The sequence below is a fragment of the Aliihoeflea sp. genome (assembly GCF_052435475.1).
In the GTDB taxonomy this organism is placed as follows: domain Bacteria; phylum Pseudomonadota; class Alphaproteobacteria; order Rhizobiales; family Rhizobiaceae; genus Aliihoeflea.
Genome location: NZ_JBQVMV010000004.1, coordinates 194,138 through 210,426, shown reverse-complemented (window position 1 = coordinate 210,426; position 16,289 = coordinate 194,138). Strand labels below are relative to the sequence as shown.

Below are 16,289 nucleotides of genomic sequence, written 5' to 3'. Positions count from 1 at the left end.
CTTGGTGTGAACGCCGGCGATCCCATCGACCGCCACCATTGGGACGACGCCTATGTCCAAAAGGGCGAGGCCGGCGTCAGCTGGTTCGAGGAGACACCGACGGTCTCGCTGGATCTGATCAAGGTCTTGCCGGGACCGAAGGATTCATTGATCGACGTGGGTGGCGGGGCGGCACGCCTCGCCGCCCATGCTCTTCGGCTGGGATTCGGGCACGTCGCTGTCCTTGACCTTTCTGCCGAGGCGATTGTCCGGTCCCAGGCTGCGATGGGCCGCGAGGCCGATCGCGTCGAGTGGATCGTTGCCGATGTAACGACCTGGGAGCCCGGACGGCGATATGACGTCTGGCATGACCGCGCAGCCTTCCACTTCCTCACCGACAAGGCGGACCGCGCCGCCTATGTCGAGACGCTCGACGCCGCTCTTTCAGATACCGGACACGCCATCATCGCGACCTTCGCCCTTGACGGCCCGAAACGTTGCAGCGGGCTGCCAGTGCAGCGCTACAGCCCTGAGACCCTTGTCGAGACGCTGGGGCCATGGTTCAGGCTCGTGAACGGTGTGCGTCATGAGCATCAGACCCCTTCGGGGTTGATGCAGGCGTTCCAGTTCAGCGTGCTGGCGAGGGCGGCTTGACCTGTTCGGGCCAGAAAAGCGCTGCAACCTGGAGCACGAGCGATCCTGGATGCATCGAATGAGGCTCCGCGCCGTCGCATTGATTGCTGCGGTCTCGACGGTCGCCGTCGCTCTTGGCTTGTGGTGGGCCCGTCCTCTCCGCCCGAAATCCTAAGGCGGACGATGCCTTGGTCGTTGCCATGGGCTCGCGGCTGTACGGCAATCACTGCGCAGCTGTGCCTGCAGAGTTAATGAAGCTGGGTAAGCAAATAGACGTGCTTAGACGCTGAATACTTATCGCTCGTCGCCTTGCAAAGTAAGATTTGGTGGTTCGCACCGTCTCAATGCGTGCAAGCGGTGGCAACGAGCACGGTTCCCCGATCGATGCTGTAGGCGCTCTCAAGATCAGTGCCGAAGAGTCGGAGCCATGCGTCCTGTGCCCGGTAGGCCAGCACTTCCCTCTCACCAGGGCAGGCGAAAACCATGTCGGCCGATGCCTGCAAATGGTGGACCATCTCGTGGACGAGCGCGGACAGCTCTTCAGGACTGTAGCCGCTCCAGCCGTCCTGGAAAAAGATCGTGCGGCTGGCGTCATCATAAGCAGCGACCACATCGCCGGGTGCAACGCCGCTGGCAAGACCGTAGCGGATTTCTACGAGCTTGGAGGCCGGAAGCGTTGCGAGGCCAGGAGCGTTCGCCGCAGGTGGGAGGTCGAAATTTGCGGAAAGCCACATCTCGATGACGTGGAGCAATGAAGGCGGTAGTTTGACCTCGGCGCTTGTGACGTGTGCGGTGGTGGCGAACCACAAAGCGGCGACGACGGGTATGGCGGCAACAATGCGCACGGCGGCATCCTCGACTGTTTACTGTGTTGATCGAGGAGCGTCTGCCGAGCGGTGCATCAAGTCATGACAGAACCCTGAATGATGGCTGAAAATGTGCTACAATTCGTCATGTGAACGGCCTTGGAGGCCGACATGATTGATAGCGTAAAGACGCGCTTCGGAGGATTTGTTCTGAACCGCAGGCGCGGCTGCTTGGAGGACGAGGCGGGGGCTGAGCACTTCCTCCGGCCGAAGTCCTATCGGGTGCTGGAACTTTTGTGCGAGCGTCCTGGCGAGCTGGTCACCAAGGATGAGCTTGTCCAAAAGGCGTGGCCAGGCGTCTTTGTTTCCGATGACTCGCTTGCACATTGCGTGACGGACATCCGGCGTGCGCTCGGAGCGGAAGGGCCGCGGCTGCTGCGCACGGTGCCGCGACGAGGCTACATTCTAATTGCTCCGGAAAAAGCGCGGACGTCATCGGCGCCGCCTTCCAAGCGAGCCTGGAAATTGCTCGCGGGTGGATTGGCGGCGGGATTGCTCGTAGCCGCCGCAGGTGTGTGGGGGGCTGCCCATCGTCATGTACCCGATGCAGGACCCGGGGCCGTTCCGCTTCTCGAACAGGCAGAGGCCTTGCTCGCGGCACGCGACTGGCGGCGACGCGCTGACAATGAGCAGGCAAGACGGATACTCGAGCAGGCGGTGGCGGAGGATCCCGCCAAGCCGAACGCGCTCGCTAGCCTCGGTCTCACCTACTGGCTTGAAGTTCAGCATCTGGCCTGGGGAGGTGGACGCCGGGAGATGGTGCGGGCTCTCGAACTCGTGGAGCGCTCTGTCGCCTTGGGCGGAAGCGACCGCTCCCATCGTCTGCTGGCGGAGATGCGGCTGCTGGCACCCTTCCAGGAGCTGCGATCACCGATCGATGCGCTTGCGAACGCGCGGGCGGCCGTAACCATCAACCCTGCCAACCCTGACAATCTCGCGGTTCTGGCCCAGGCGCTGGCGTTGACGGGACGACCGAAGGAGGCGGTAGCCACGGTGGAGCAGGCCTTGCGCCTGACGGCAAATCCCCCAGAATGGCACCGCCAGGTTGCGGGGCTCAGCTATTTGTTGTCAGGCCAGGCGGCTCTTGCGGCAGAAATGCTGGGTCCTCTTCACGGGGCCGGGACGTTTGCCCATGCGCGCTGGTGGTCGGGTTGGCTTTTTGCCGCAAGCCTTGCCCACGCTGGCCGGATCGAGGAGGCCACCGGGGTGGTAAGAGCCGCCCACCGCCATCGTCCCGAACAGAGCCTGGCCGCTGTGGCGCAATCCTTCGACGGTTTCGCCGAAGAGGCGGGTCTTGACCTAGTCCTTGAGGGGCTGAGGCTTGCTGGCATGCCGGGCTGAGCCGGTCCAGCCCGTCGAGGAGCGCGACTGCCAGTCGCCATAGCGCTCGCGGAAGTCCAGATAGTCGCTCCACGCACCGGCCAGCAGCGGGTCGCCTTCAACATCCTCCGCGATGATGTCCTCCCAGGCCTCGCGCATTTCCACGAGTACATCGTCCGGCCACTGGTGGAACTCGACACCCATCTGGCGAAATTGCTGGAGAGCCTCGATCTGCTTCTCCACCGCCGCCGGTGCCGTCCAGGACAGCATGTCGCCGCAGGCGGCCTCGATCACCGCCTGGTGACGATCCGAAAGCACTTCCCACCGCCGCTCTGGCATCAGGATCTCCAGCGAGGTGACAGGCTGCTGCCAGCCTGGAAAGTAAAGGTGTTTCGCAACCTCCGCGATGCCGAGGTCCGCGTCGATCGATGGTAGGGAGAACTCTGCGGCATCGATCAGACCGGTCTCGAATGCCTGCCGGATTTCCTGCGCTGGCAGCTCATACGGCACAACACCGAGCCTTTGCAGCACGCGCGCACCATAGCCGAAGCTGCGTATCGACAGTCCGCCAAGATCATCGACGCTTTCGATCGGAGCGAGGAACCAGCCACCGCCTTCCGCCGGAAGGATTCCGCAATAGAGGCTCTTCATGCCGTGGCGATCATAGATGGCCTGGAGCGCCTCGGCGCCGCCTCCGATCTGCATCCAGGCCGTAAAGCCTGCGGGATCAGGGCCGAAGGGGAATCCGGTGAAAATCGTCAGCGCCGAGTCTTCGCGGCCGTGATGGCCGGCTGATCCCCACGCCGCATCAACCAGGCCCGCCTCCAATGCATCGAACGTGTCCTGATCGAGCACGAGACGGTCGTGCACCTCAATGACGAAGCTGCCGCCTGACAGACGCCGCACTATCTCCGCGAAGCGTTCTCCCGCCTCGCCGAAAAGCTTCGGATAGAGCAGGCTGTTCATGCGCCAATGCACGACGTCATCCTGGGTGGCAGCTGGCGCCGCTGCGAAGATGCAGTAGGTGAGCGCGACACCGCCCAAAGCAGCGCGGATGCGGCTAGACATTTTCATCACGGCAAACATCCCACAAGTCAGTAACGGCCTCGGCAGCAGCCTCATCGAAAGCTCAGAGCCCGAGCGTACAGCAGACCATCCCTTTTTGGAGCGGATACACAAAGACCATCTCTTAGAAACGGGCGAACGGCGTACCAGATCATCGCAAAATACCAGACTTCACGCCTTCTGGCGTGTCCGTCTGGAGCAGTCGGCAGGAGTGCGCGTTCAAGAGCTCTTCTAACCCTCAAAGAGAATTTTACTATTTCTCCCCGCGGGCCGCTTCCTGCCATAGCTAGCGGCCGAAACGGCAACAATAGGGTTATAGACCGATTGTCGGCGTTCCCCTCGACCAGAAACGGACCGTCCGTAGTCGGCCCCGTACGGGCCTTAGAAAATCATTTCCTAGACCGACGACCGTGAGGCGCCAACGGCAAGACCGTGGTGGGCAGCGGACTGGCGGGTCCTGGAAGGCATATGCGCCAAAGCAAACACCGCCGGGCTTGCGACAGCGCGACCCTTCGCGGAGGATCAGGCATGACCGAATTTCTTGACCACGATGCCTACATCGCCGCTGCCCCGGAAGCTCTCCGATCACAGCTTGCGCACGTTCGCGGGGAGTTGAAGCGTACTCTTCCGGACGCTGAAGAAGTCATTCAGTATGGGATGCCTGGCTTCAGTTCCGGGAACAGGATCATCGCGGGCTATGGTGCGTTCAGCAAACAGTGCGGTCTCTACGTTACGAAAGGCGCTATTGCCGGTCATCGCGAGAAAATAGCTGCGGCAGGCCTCAAAGCATCGAAGACCGGTGACGTTCTCACCTACGAAACCTATCCCCAATGAGCTGGTATCAGCGCTGGCCATAGCGTCGCGGCAAGACCTTGCGGTCTAGCTCTCCTTAGAACCGGCGTCTTCGGGGTGATTTCCTGCCTGACCGCTTCTGGGTGGCGGAGCTACAAAGCGGCCATTCCGGCAGCGATTGGACTTCCGCAGCGACGTGCCCTTGAGTCGGATACCCCCAAACTCGATGCGATGACGCCATGCGACCCAGGTGGCGCGGGCAGGCGAAGCATGCTGATGATCGGGCCGCCCGGCTCGGGCAAGTCGATGCTGGCGCAGCGCCTGCCATCGATCCTGCCGCCGCTGGCGCCGAAGGAACTGCTGGAGGTCTCGATGATCGCATCGATCGCCGGGGAACTGGCCGGCGGCAAGCTCTCGGATCGGCGGCCCTTTCGCAGCCCGCATCATTCGGCCTCGATGGCGGCGATGGTCGGCGGCGGATTGCGAGCGCGGCCCGGCGAGGTCTCGTTGGCGCATAATGGCGTTCTCTTCCTCGACGAATTTCCGGAATTCCAGCCGGTGGTGCTCGATTCGCTGCGCCAGCCGATCGAGAACGGCGAAAGCGTCATTGCGCGCGCCAATCACCGCGTCTCCTATCCTGCGCGCATCCAGCTCGTCGCGGCGATGAACCCCTGCCGGTGCGGCATGGCGGGCGAGCCGGGCCATCGTTGCGCCCGCGGGCCGCGATGCCAATCCGACTATCAGGCGCGGATTTCCGGACCTCTCCTCGACCGCATCGATTTGAGGATCGACGTACCGGCCGTCAGTGCCTCCGACCTGATCGCGCCCGGGCGGGCCGAGAAGAGCGAAGCGGTCAGGACGCGCGTCGCTGCCGCGCGCCGATTGCAGGCGGAGCGCTACGCCGCGCTCGGGCTCCCGTCGGCGACGACGAACGCACATTGCAGCGCCGGCTTGATCGAGAGCGTCGCCGCGCCTGACGCAGCCGGCGCCGCGCTGTTGCGAGACGCGAGTGAGAAGCTCAACCTTTCAGCGCGCGCCTATCATCGCGTGCTCAAGGTCGCGCGCACACTGGCCGATCTCGACGGCGCCGAGACGGTCGCGCGCATCCATCTGGCAGAAGCGATTTCCTACCGGATGGCCGGAGAAAGGCTGGCGGCTGCGGCGTAGTTGGCCGTGGCGGCGCGGTGTTGACGAAGGGAGGAACCTAACAGGTCACGCTGATAGGCACCCGCTCGGAGCCCGCCAGGGTGGGGTAGCGCTGCGCGACAGTTGTCTTTGACAGCGCTATCTGGCTCACCCAGCCGCGCGGCCGGTGACGACCGTCTGCGGCTGTTTCCTCCGGAAAATGCGCATCGGTCACAGAGCGCGAAGCGGGCGGCGGGTGTCGTGTTTGGCGGATGTGCCGCAACGCGATGCCCTATCGGCAGATGCCGGTTCAGAACAAGGGCGCGAACCGGACGGGGTTCGCGTTGTGCGGTCGATCAGGACGGTTACCCGGATCGGATGCCCGCTTCGTCGGATCGCGCTGGAAGCCATCCCGGATGGGCCCCTATTGCAGCGCGCCGACCAGCATGTTGCGGTCTTCGCGCAGCGTGACCCAGTGACCGGTATGGTTCGACGCCTGGCGCTTCAGGAACTTGTAACCCGTCGAGTACCAGGGGCGCAGGTCATTGTTCAGATTGTCGAGGATGAAATCGCCGCGATCGGTGCGCACGGTCAGGACGGCATGGCCTTCGCCGTCGGGCTTGCGCACGACGGTCAGGAGGATGTTGGACAAGGAGACGCCGGCTTCGGCCAGACGCTTGCGCTTTTCGAGCGCGTAGTCTTCGCAGTCGCCGACGCCGTTGACCGGATAGGCCCACCATTCGTCGCGCCCGTAGATTTCGAGGTCGCTACGCGGCGAAACGGCTTCGTTGACCGAGCGGTTGATGTGGTCGATCTTGCGCCACAGCGCATTGTCGACCGGCAAGGGTCCGCGATCGATCGGACGGATCGAGCACTCGCCGGGGCTGCGCTGGCACAGATCGTAATGGCCGATCGGCTGCGAGGTGAGGCCGCCGACCTGCATCGCGGCGCCCGAGCCAGGCATCGCTGATGCCGGCAGGGCCGGCGCGAGAGCGCCTGCCAGAATCGCGACCGCAAGCAATCGCAGTGATCTCGAAGATCCACCCATTCGCCCAAAACCCCGATTGCGCACGTTTTTCGTGTCGTTAACAAAAGGTTAAGGTCGGGTGATCGATGCTGTCAATCGACGCGCGCATTACCCACATCCGGGACTGGCCCGCTGTGACAATCCGCACACACAATATTGCCTGCAAACCGGGCATTGCCGCGGGTTAAGGGCCGTTAACCATATGAGATGATTGCGTGCTCGAACGGTCGCGGACAAATGCCATCCGACGATGGCCGGCTGAGCACACTTGACCCTAGCGGCGGAACGGGCCGCTAGGTTGGCCGAAACCGAATGGCAAAAAAGCCGCGCCCTTATCGGACGCGGCTTCTGATTCGTGGCCAATTGCCTGCTACCCCTACCGGGTCCGGCAGAGGTTACGGTCCTATTGCGGCCAGCCGGCGACGGCCTTGACTTCAAGGAAGTCTTCCAGCCCGAACTTGCCGCCTTCGCGGCCGAGCCCCGACTGCTTGTATCCGCCGAAGGGCGAGCCGGGAGCGCGGCTTGTGCCGTTGACCTGCACCATTCCGGCGCGCAACTGCCGCGAGACGCGGCGGGCGCGTTCGGCGTCGCCGGTCTGCACGTAGCTCGACAGGCCGTAGGGCGTGTCGTTGGCGATGGCGACCGCTTCGTCTTCGCCCTCGAACGGGATCATCGCCAGGACCGGGCCGAAGACCTCCTCGCGGGCGATGGTCATCTCGTTGGTGACGTCGGCAAAGATGGTCGGGCGGACATAGTAGCCGCGGTTGAAGCCCTCGGGACGGCCCGCGCCGCCGGCGACGATTTTCGCGCCTTCCTTGATCGCGACGTCGATCAGTCCCTGCACCTTGTCGAACTGCGCCTGCGAGACGAGCGGGCCGATATGGTCGCCATCCTCGGCCGGACTGCCGACCTTGACGGTCTTCGCATGTTCGCCGGCCAGCTCCACGGCGCGGTCATAGACCGAGCGCTCGACGAGCATGCGGGTCGGCGCGTTGCAGGACTGGCCGGTGTTCTCGAAACAGTGATCGAGCCCGCGCACGATGGCGGCTTCGAGGTCGCTGTCGGCGAAGACGATGTTGGGCGACTTGCCGCCCAGTTCCAGCGTCACGCGCTTGACCGTGTCGGCCGCCGCCTTGGTGACCGCGATGCCGGCGCGGGTGGAACCGGTGAAGGACATCATGTCGATGCCCGGATGACGCGACATCGCCTCGCCGACCGTCGGTCCGTCGCCATTGACCATGTTGAACACGCCGGCGGGGAAGCCTGCGGCATCCATGATCTCGGCAAAGACGATGGAGGAGAGCGGCGCGACCTCGGAGGGCTTCAGGACGACCGTGCAGCCGGCGGCGATCGCCGGCACGACCTTCAGCGTGACTTGGTTCATCGGCCAGTTCCACGGCGTGATCAGGCCGCAGACGCCGATCGGCTCATGAACGATGCGCTCCTGTGGATTGCGCTCGTCGAGTGCGTGCTCGAACTCGAAGTTCTTCAGCGTGCGGATGAAGGTCTTGATGTGGCTGACGCCGACGGCCGCCTGGCTTTCCATCGCAAGCTTCATCGGCGCGCCCATCTCGTCGGAGATCGCCTTAGCTATGTCCGCGACGCGGGCCTTGTAGGCTTCGAGCAGACGCTCCAGCGCGGCGACGCGCTCTTTCTTTGTCGTCGCGCTCCAGGACGGGAAGGCGCGGCGCGCGGCGTCGACGGCCTTGTCGACATCGGCGGCCGAGCCGAGCGAGATGATGGCGAAAGGCTGCTCGTCGGCGGGATTGATCACGTCGAGGGTCTTCGGCGCGCTCGGCGCGACCCAGCGTCCATCGATGTAGAATTCGGTCTTCTCGATCATCTTCGTCTCCTTCGATCGCTTTCGTGTGCTCCAGATAGCGCGAGGGCGCGCACCGGCGATAGCCGCAAATCGAATTGTTGCGATGTATATTGCAGCGCGAAAAGACCAGCGCGCGACGCAAACAGGCAAACTGGACCAAGCAGTGCTGGCCACTGTTGCAATTTGCCCGGATATGGTGATCCTAGGGCCAAAGCAAAGACTGTCCGGTCATGAGGCCAAGGACAACAGGGGAACAGTTGAGTTCATGGTAAGCGTCAGCAATGGCGCGGACGAGCCCGGATTCGTTCGCTTCCAAAACGTCCAGAAGAGCTATGATGGCGAAGTTCTGGTTGTCAAGAATTTGAACCTCGACATCGCGCAGGGCGAATTCCTGACCATGCTCGGGCCATCGGGCTCGGGCAAGACGACTTGCCTGATGATGCTCGCCGGCTTCGAGAGCGCCACCCACGGCGAAATCCGACTCAAGGGCGAACGCATCGACAACGTGCCGCCACACAAGCGCGACATCGGCATGGTCTTCCAGAACTATGCGCTGTTTCCCCACATGACGGTGGCCGAGAACCTCGCCTTTCCACTCAAGGTACGCTCCAAGCCGAAGGCCGAGATCACGGCGCGGGTCAAGCGCGCGCTCGACATGGTCAAGCTCGGGCAGCTCGGCAACCGGATGCCGGCGCAGCTTTCGGGCGGGCAGCAGCAGCGCGTCGCGGTGGCGCGCGCCCTCGTCTTCGAGCCGACGCTGGTGCTGATGGACGAGCCGCTCGGCGCGCTCGACAAGAATCTGCGCGAGCAGATGCAGTACGAGATCAAGCATATCCACGACGATCTGGGCGTCACCGTCGTCTACGTGACGCACGACCAATCCGAAGCGCTGACGATGTCGAACCGCATCGCGGTCTTCGAGGACGGCGTGATCCAGCAGCTCGCGGCGCCGGCCGATCTCTATGAGCGGCCCGACAACGCCTTCGTCGCCTCCTTCATCGGCGAAAACAACAAGCTGGCCGGCAAGGTCGAGGCGATGAATGGCAAGAGCTGCGCGGTGCGCCTGACGGATGGTTCGCTGGTGCAGGCGCTGCCCGTCAACGTCGCGGGCACCGGCGAGAAGACCACCTTGTCGCTGCGTCCCGAACGCGTTCGCATCGCCCCGCCCGAAGGCCTCGCCAACAGCTTCGACGCGCGGGTCGAGGAACTCATCTATCTGGGCGACCATATCCGCACGCGCGTCAGCGTGTGCGGCAATCCCGATTTCATCATCAAGGTGCCCAACGCCGCGCGCAACGACCAACTCGCCACGGGCGAGACGGTTCGCGTGGGTTGGGCCGCGGAAGATTGCCGGGCGCTCGACGCCTGACAAGAAACGCCGTCTTTGCGGCGTGGACAAGAATCGCCGTTTCAAACGGCGTGGAAGAGCACGAAGCCGATGCAGGAACCATCGGCGAAACCAGAGGAGAACGTCATGAAGCATCTACGTTTCAAGGTCGTCGGCGCGGGAGCGGCGGTCAGCCTGCTCGCGCTCGGCGCCTACGCGCAGGACCCGACTTCGCTCACCGTCGTCTCGTGGGGCGGCGCCTATTCGGAGAGCCAGCAGCGCGCCTATCTCGACCCCTACATGGAAGAAAACCCCAGCATCCGCTTCCTCAACGATGACGGATCGGCCAACGCGCTCGCCTCGCTGCGCGCCCAGTCGCAGGCCAACAACGTCACCTGGGATCTCGTCGACATGCTGCCGTCGGACGCGCAGCTTGCCTGCGACGAGGGCATCATCATGGAAATCGATGCCGACGAATGGCTGGCGCCGGCCCCGGATGGCACGCCCGCTTCGGAAGACTTCCTGCCCGGTTCGCTCGGCGACTGCTTCATCCCGCAGATCGTCTATTCGACCGTGATCGGCTACAACACGGAAATGTTCGACGAAGGCAAGGAGCCCTCGACGATCGCCGACTTCTTCAATCCCGAAGAGTTCCCCGGCAAGCGGGCCATCCAGGACCGCCCGGCCGGCAATCTCGAATGGGCGCTCTATGCCGACGGCGTGCCGCTCGACGAAATCTACGAGACGCTCGAGACGCCGGAAGGCGTGGACCGCGCCTTCGCCAAGCTCGACACGATCAAGTCGGACCTGATCTTCTGGACCGAGGGCGCGCAGGGCCCGCAGCTTCTCGCCGACAAGGAAGCCGCGTTCGCGACGAGCTATAACGGCCGTCTCTTCGCTGCCGCCGAGACCGAGAACCAGCCCTTCGAGATCATCTGGGACGGCCAGCTCGTCGAGTGGGACGGTTGGGTCGTGCCGGCCGGCACCAGCAATGTCGAAGCGGTGAAGGAGTTCCTGTTCTGGGCGACCGACACGCAGCGCCTTGCCGATCAGGCCAAGTACATCTCGTACGGCCCGGCCCGCGCCTCGTCCGCGCCGCTCGTCGGCCAGCATGAGGATCTGGGCATCGACATGGCGCCGCACATGCCGACCAACCCGGACAACTACACGGCTCCGATCGTGCTCAACAACGACTTCTGGACCGACTACGGCGACGAGCTGCGCGAGCGTTACGCGAGCTGGATGCTGCAGTAGACGAACCAGCGGGCGGGCGCTTCGGTGCCCGCCCGCCTCCCTTCCGACGAATGACGCGGCTTGTCGCCGCGAGGAGTTGCATTCCGATGGCACAGGCAGCGCTCGCTCCGGCCGCCTCTTCCCCCGACCCGATGGCGCGGGACATGGTGACGGCCGATGGCGTGCCGCTGAAGACGTCGCTGAAGCGCGCCGAACGGCGCCGCAAGATCACCGCCTTCCTGCTCGTGGCGCCGCTGCTCGCATTCATCGTCATCACCTTCATCATCCCGATCGGCCAGATGATGTGGCGCAGCGTCGACAATCCGGTGATCGTCGCCGTCCTGCCGCAGACCATGGAAACGCTCTCCGACTGGGACGGCGAGGACCTGCCCGGCGAGGAAACCTATGCCGCGCTCGTCGCCGATCTTGCGACCGCGCAGGAAAACCGTTCGGTCGGCCAGCTCGCGATCCGGCTGAACTACGAACTTTCGGGCGCGCGCAGTCTGGTCGCCGGCCTCGCGCGGGGCGCGGACGAACTCGAGGCCCCGTTTCGCGAGGCCGTGATCGATGACAATCGCCGCTGGGGCGAGATGCAGATCTGGACCATCCTGAAGCGTGAGGGCCGGCCCTACACGACCGCCCACTACGTCTCGGCCATCGACATGCAGTACAATGCCGAAGGCGAACTCGTCAGGCAGCCGTCAACGCAGCGCGTCTACGTGCAACTCTTCCTGCGCACGCTGGCACTGTCCGTCGCGATCACCTGCACGACGCTGCTGCTCGGCTACCCGATCGCGTTCCTGCTGGCGTCGCTGCCGATGCGTACGTCGAACCTCCTGATGATCTTCGTCCTCCTGCCATTCTGGACCTCGCTCCTTGTGCGGACGACGGCCTGGATCGTTCTCCTGCAGCAGCAGGGTGTCATCAACGAATTGCTGGTCTGGTCCGGCATCATTTCCAGCAGCGGCCGGTTGCCGATGATCCATAATGCGGTCGGGACGATCATCGCCATGACGCATGTGCTGTTGCCGTTCATGGTGCTGCCGCTCTACAGCGTGATGAAGGGCATCTCGCCCTCCTACGTGCGCGCGGCACGCTCGCTCGGCGCGAACAACTGGACGGCGTTCTGGAAGGTCTATGTGCCGCTGACGGTTCCGGGCATCGGCGCGGGCGCGATCCTCGTCTTCATCATCTCGATCGGCTACTACATCACCCCGGCGCTGGTGGGCGGGCAGAGCGGCCAGATGATCTCGAACCTGATCGCCTTCCACATGCAGAATTCGCTCAACTGGGGCCTCGCCGCCGCGCTCGGCACGATCCTTCTCACCGGCGTCCTGATCCTCTACTGGGTCTACAATCGCATCGTCGGCATCGACAACGTGAAGCTGGGCTGAGGACGAGACGATGGCGCTTCCCACCTATGCCGGCCCGCTCGAACGCACCTGGTACTACGCGTTCCGCATCTTCTGCGGGCTGATCTTCTTCTTCCTGATGGCGCCGATCCTCGTGATCATCCCGCTTTCCTTCAACGTGCAGCCCTACTTCACCTACACGCGCGAGATGCTGACGCTCGACCCGGCCGGCTATTCGCTGCGCTGGTACAACGCCTTCTGGAATTCCGCGGCGTGGATGACGGCGATCCGCAATTCGCTGATCATCGGCGTTTTCGCGACGCTGATCGCGACGGTGCTCGGCACGCTCGCCGCGCTTGGCCTGTCGCGCCGGGAAATGCCGTTCCGCGGACTGATCATGGGGCTATTGATCTCGCCGATGATCGTGCCGCTGATCATTTCGGCGGCGGGCATGTTTTTCTTCTATTCGCGCATTGGCCTTGCCGGAACGCTGCCGGGCGTGATCATGGCCCACGCCGCGCTCGGCACGCCCTTCGTCATCATCACCGTGACCGCGACGCTCGTCGGCTTCGACCATTCGCTGACGCGCGCGGCCGCCAGTCTCGGCGCCTCGCCGGCGACGGCGTTTCGCAAGATCACCATGCCGCTGATCCTGCCCGGCGTGATCTCCGGCGCGCTCTTCGCCTTCATCACCTCGTTCGACGAGATCGTCATCGTGCTCTTCCTCGCCGGTGTCGAGCAGCGCACCATCCCGCGGGAGATGTGGTCGGGCATCCGCGAGCAGATCAGCCCCACGATCCTCGCCGTCGCGACCGTGCTGGTGCTGTTCTCGATCGCGCTCCTGACGACGATCGAACTCCTGCGCCGACGCTCCGAGCGGATGCGGGGGATGACGCCGCACTGACGGCGCGAAATTGGCATGCAGGTTGCTCGGCCGATGGCGACCAGCCACTCCTGCCGCGAGCGCGCGACTTGACCACGATCCGCACCGACCATCCGGCCCTCCAGCGCGTGCGCGCGACCGGGCGGCTTTCGGTCAAGCATTCCGATGGCCGGACGCGGATCGACAGGCTGTTTCAGGAAGGCGCGGCGAAAATCCGCTTTCCTGCGCCGGAAAGCCCGGCGATCGAGGCGGTACTCATCAACACTGCCGGCGGGCTGACCGGGGGCGATACCGTCGACTGGACCATCAACGCGGCAACCGGAACCCGTCTGACGCTCACCACGCAGGCCTGTGAAAAAGTCTATCGGGCTGCGGGCGGACACGCCGAAATCTCTGTGTCACTGAAGGCCGGCGCGGATGCCCGGATCGCCTGGCTGCCGCAGGAGACGATCCTGTTCGATCGCTCGGCGCTCCGGCGCAGGCTCAATGTCGATCTTGCGCCGGGGGCCGGCATCCTTCTTCTCGAAGCCACCATCTTCGGTCGCGCGGCCATGGGCGAACATGTCGAAACGGCAATGTTTTCCGATCGCTGGCGGGTGCGCGTCGAGGGCTCTCTAATCCATGCCGAGGATTTCCGGATCGGCCCCGCCATTGCGACACAACTTGCGGGCCCGGCGGTGGCTGGCGGCGGACGGGCCGTCGCGACTCTCCTGATGATCGGCGATGGGGCGGAGCGGATGCTCGAACCGGCACGCGCGATCATCGGCGAACATGGTGGGGCGAGCCACTGGCGGATCGGGTCGACTGGCAAGCTTCTTGCCAGACTTGTCGCGACCGACGGCTACGCCCTGAGGGCGCGGCTGATGCCGCTCGTCGGTCTGCTTAATGGACAGGCAGGCCTGCCCAAGATTTGGACAAGTTGAAAGCGACGCGATGAATTTGACACCCCGCGAGAAGGACAAGCTGTTGATCGCCATGGCTGCGATCGTGGCTCGCAAGCGTCTTGAGAGGGGCGTCAAGCTCAATCACCCGGAGGCCATCGCACTCATCTGCGACTTCGTGGTCGAGGGCGCGCGCGACGGGCGTTCCGTCGCCGACCTGATGGAGGCCGGCGCCCACGTGATCACGCGAGAGCAAGTCATGGAAGGCATCGCCGAGATGATCCACGACGTGCAGGTCGAGGCGACCTTTCCCGATGGAACCAAGCTCGTGACGGTTCACGAGCCGATCCGCTGAACCGACGATGCAACAAGGACGACGGCCGATGCCGACACGCTTTTTCGCCACCCTGGTTTTCATGGCCGCAGCCACACCGGCGCTCGCCCATCCGGGCCACGCATCCGAAGCCGACCACTCATTCCTTTCAGGCCTTCTGCATCCGATCACCGGGCTCGACCACATATTGGCCATGGTGGCCGTGGGGCTCTGGGCGGCTTCGCTCGGCGGGCGTTCGATCCTGCTGGTTCCCGCCGGATTCGCCGGCTTCATGGCCGCCGGTTTTGCGCTGGCGGTCGCAGGCGTGCCGCTTCCCTATGTCGAGCCGATGATCCTCGGTTCCGTGGTCGTTCTCGGCCTCCTCGTCGCCGCCGCGATCCGCCTGCCCGCTGTGCCGGCAGCCCTTCTCGTCGGCCTGTTCGCGACCTTCCACGGCCATGCGCATGGTTCGGAAATGGGCGAAGCGAGCGCCTTGACCTATGGTGCCGGGTTCCTGATCGCGACGATCGCGCTGCACGCCGCCGGCATCCGGCTCGCCTCTGCCCTGTCTCGGCTCGACCAGCGCGACCTGCCCGTCCGTGCCCTCGGCGCCGTCACCGCCTTTACCGGCGCCCTCGTATTCGTCGCCGGCTAGGAGCGCTCCATGATCCCCGGAGAAATCATCCCGGCCGCAGGCGAGATCGAGCTCAATTCAGGCAGGCAAGCGATCGTCATTAAGGTCGCCAACACAGGCGACCGGCCGATCCAGGTCGGCAGTCACTACCATTTTCATGAAGTCAACGAAGGTCTGGTCTTCGACCGCCAAGCCGCGCGAGGCATGCGGCTCGATATCGCCGCCGGAACGGCAGTGCGGTTCGAGCCGGGGCAGGAGCGCGACGTGATGCTCGTTCCGATCGGCGGGAGCCGACGCATTTTCGGCTTCCAGCAGAAGATCATGGGCGAGCTGTAATGGGCCGACTTCAGTCTGCGGCGTCGTTGTCGGCTTCCGAGGGGACCGCTTCGTCTTCCAGGGTGTCCCCTTCGGGCGCCGCGCCGGCCGGAGCGGCGCCTGCGACAAAGATCGTCACCGTGCGGTTTTCGTCGCCAAACTCGACGGCGACGATGTCGCGCACGAGAATCTGGCGGGAATCGACCGCATGGTAGAAAATGGCGCTGCCTTCGATCGACTGCTGAAGCTCGACGATCTGGTCGGCGAATTCCTCGCGCTTTTCGGTGATGCCGCTGTCGCCCTCGCCGACCTCGGGAAGGAAAACGATCTCGACCTCGTCGATGTTGAACGCACGGCGCACGAGCTGCGCATTGTCCATCGTCGCCTCGATGGCGGCGATGACGCGCTCGGATTCGTCGACGGCGCTCTTTTCGCCGGTCTTCACATCGCTGCCGACGATCGTATCGATGGCGCCCTCGCTGTCGAGGCCCTGCGCCAGGGCCGGGAGGGCCGCCAGTCCGAACGCGCCGGCCAGAACGAGCGCCAGAGGCCTGGAATTGCGGAACATCTGAGCCATCTTGAACGGTCCTTTGGTCTGGCTGCGGATCAGGGTCGGAATCGGGTTACTGCGGGAATTTGGCTTGCCAGAGCCTCTACCGCAACTGCGAAGCGCGTTCTCCCTAGCACAAAAAAACGGCGCGGGTCCAAGCCCGCGCCGCTTT

16 protein-coding genes and 1 pseudogene are annotated in these 16,289 nt (G+C 64.2%); 12 read left to right on the top strand and 5 right to left on the bottom strand.

Annotated features, from left to right (window positions below; translation table 11 throughout):
• Positions 1–6: 6 nt before the first annotated feature.
• Positions 7–633: a class I SAM-dependent methyltransferase gene (locus tag ACT6QU_RS07955; RefSeq protein ID WP_444563967.1), complete on the top strand. Its 627-nt coding sequence runs from the start codon at positions 7–9 to the stop codon at positions 631–633.
• Between the two features lie 320 nt (positions 634–953).
• Here ACT6QU_RS07955 and ACT6QU_RS07950 read toward each other — a convergent pair whose 3' ends face one another.
• The gene (locus ACT6QU_RS07950) at positions 954–1,457 is read right to left on the bottom strand and encodes a DUF6647 family protein (protein WP_444563968.1); all 504 of its coding nucleotides are present in this window, start codon (positions 1,455–1,457) and stop codon (positions 954–956) included.
• Between the two features lie 132 nt (positions 1,458–1,589).
• Between ACT6QU_RS07950 and ACT6QU_RS07945 the strand changes: the two genes are divergently transcribed.
• A complete protein-coding gene (locus tag ACT6QU_RS07945; protein ID WP_444563969.1) occupies positions 1,590–2,819 on the top strand; it encodes a winged helix-turn-helix domain-containing protein in 1,230 nt (409 codons plus the stop codon).
• Here ACT6QU_RS07945 and ACT6QU_RS07940 read toward each other — a convergent pair.
• On the bottom strand, positions 2,778–3,866 hold the full coding sequence (locus tag ACT6QU_RS07940; protein ID WP_444836867.1) for a TRAP transporter substrate-binding protein: 1,089 nt from the start codon (positions 3,864–3,866) through the stop codon (positions 2,778–2,780). The two genes, ACT6QU_RS07945 and ACT6QU_RS07940, sit on opposite strands and share 42 nt — an antisense overlap.
• Before the next feature lie 525 nt (positions 3,867–4,391).
• On the opposite strand from ACT6QU_RS07940, the gene ACT6QU_RS07935 reads away from it, so the two are divergent.
• The gene (locus ACT6QU_RS07935) at positions 4,392–4,697 is read left to right on the top strand and encodes an iron chaperone (protein WP_444563971.1); all 306 of its coding nucleotides are present in this window, start codon (positions 4,392–4,394) and stop codon (positions 4,695–4,697) included.
• A gap of 231 nt (positions 4,698–4,928) precedes the next feature.
• Positions 4,929–5,822: pseudogene (locus ACT6QU_RS07930) on the top strand (YifB family Mg chelatase-like AAA ATPase); the annotation flags it as partial.
• Positions 5,823–6,204: 382 nt separating this feature from the next.
• On the opposite strand, the gene ACT6QU_RS07925 reads toward ACT6QU_RS07930, so the two are convergent.
• Positions 6,205–6,744 (bottom strand): transglutaminase-like cysteine peptidase, encoded by a 540-nt coding sequence (locus tag ACT6QU_RS07925; protein ID WP_444563972.1) that lies wholly within the window; start codon positions 6,742–6,744, stop codon positions 6,205–6,207.
• 466 nt (positions 6,745–7,210) lie between these two features.
• On the bottom strand, positions 7,211–8,650 hold the full coding sequence (locus ACT6QU_RS07920; protein WP_444563973.1) for an aldehyde dehydrogenase family protein: 1,440 nt from the start codon (positions 8,648–8,650) through the stop codon (positions 7,211–7,213).
• 244 nt (positions 8,651–8,894) lie between these two features.
• On the opposite strand from ACT6QU_RS07920, the gene ACT6QU_RS07915 reads away from it, so the two are divergent.
• From ACT6QU_RS07915 to ACT6QU_RS07880, 8 genes are all read left to right on the top strand, one after another.
• Positions 8,895–9,998 carry an ABC transporter ATP-binding protein gene (locus tag ACT6QU_RS07915; protein ID WP_444563974.1) on the top strand — a complete coding sequence of 368 codons (1,104 nt, stop codon included), beginning with the start codon at positions 8,895–8,897 and terminating at the stop codon, positions 9,996–9,998.
• Positions 9,999–10,103: 105 nt separating this feature from the next.
• Positions 10,104–11,210, top strand: coding sequence for an ABC transporter substrate-binding protein (locus tag ACT6QU_RS07910; RefSeq protein ID WP_024587990.1), 1,107 nt, complete (start codon positions 10,104–10,106; stop codon positions 11,208–11,210).
• A gap of 86 nt (positions 11,211–11,296) precedes the next feature.
• Complete coding sequence (locus tag ACT6QU_RS07905; RefSeq protein WP_444563975.1) at positions 11,297–12,583, top strand: ABC transporter permease; 1,287 nt, start codon at positions 11,297–11,299, stop codon at positions 12,581–12,583.
• Positions 12,584–12,593: 10 nt separating this feature from the next.
• Positions 12,594–13,445 carry an ABC transporter permease gene (locus tag ACT6QU_RS07900; RefSeq protein WP_444563976.1) on the top strand — a complete coding sequence of 284 codons (852 nt, stop codon included), beginning with the start codon at positions 12,594–12,596 and terminating at the stop codon, positions 13,443–13,445.
• A 68-nt stretch (positions 13,446–13,513) separates the two neighbouring features.
• Positions 13,514–14,347, top strand: a complete 834-nt coding sequence (locus ACT6QU_RS07895; RefSeq protein WP_444563977.1) for an urease accessory protein UreD — start codon at positions 13,514–13,516, stop codon at positions 14,345–14,347.
• A gap of 10 nt (positions 14,348–14,357) precedes the next feature.
• Positions 14,358–14,660, top strand: coding sequence for an urease subunit gamma (locus tag ACT6QU_RS07890; RefSeq protein ID WP_444563978.1), 303 nt, complete (start codon positions 14,358–14,360; stop codon positions 14,658–14,660).
• Between the two features lie 28 nt (positions 14,661–14,688).
• Entirely contained in the window at positions 14,689–15,273 is a 585-nt protein-coding gene (locus tag ACT6QU_RS07885) for a HupE/UreJ family protein (protein ID WP_444563979.1), read from the top strand.
• A 9-nt stretch (positions 15,274–15,282) separates the two neighbouring features.
• Entirely contained in the window at positions 15,283–15,588 is a 306-nt protein-coding gene (locus ACT6QU_RS07880) for an urease subunit beta (protein WP_024587996.1), read from the top strand.
• Between the two features lie 10 nt (positions 15,589–15,598).
• On the opposite strand, the gene ACT6QU_RS07875 is transcribed toward ACT6QU_RS07880, so the two are convergent.
• Positions 15,599–16,144, bottom strand: coding sequence for a hypothetical protein (locus ACT6QU_RS07875; protein ID WP_444563980.1), 546 nt, complete (start codon positions 16,142–16,144; stop codon positions 15,599–15,601).
• Positions 16,145–16,289 lie beyond the last annotated feature (145 nt).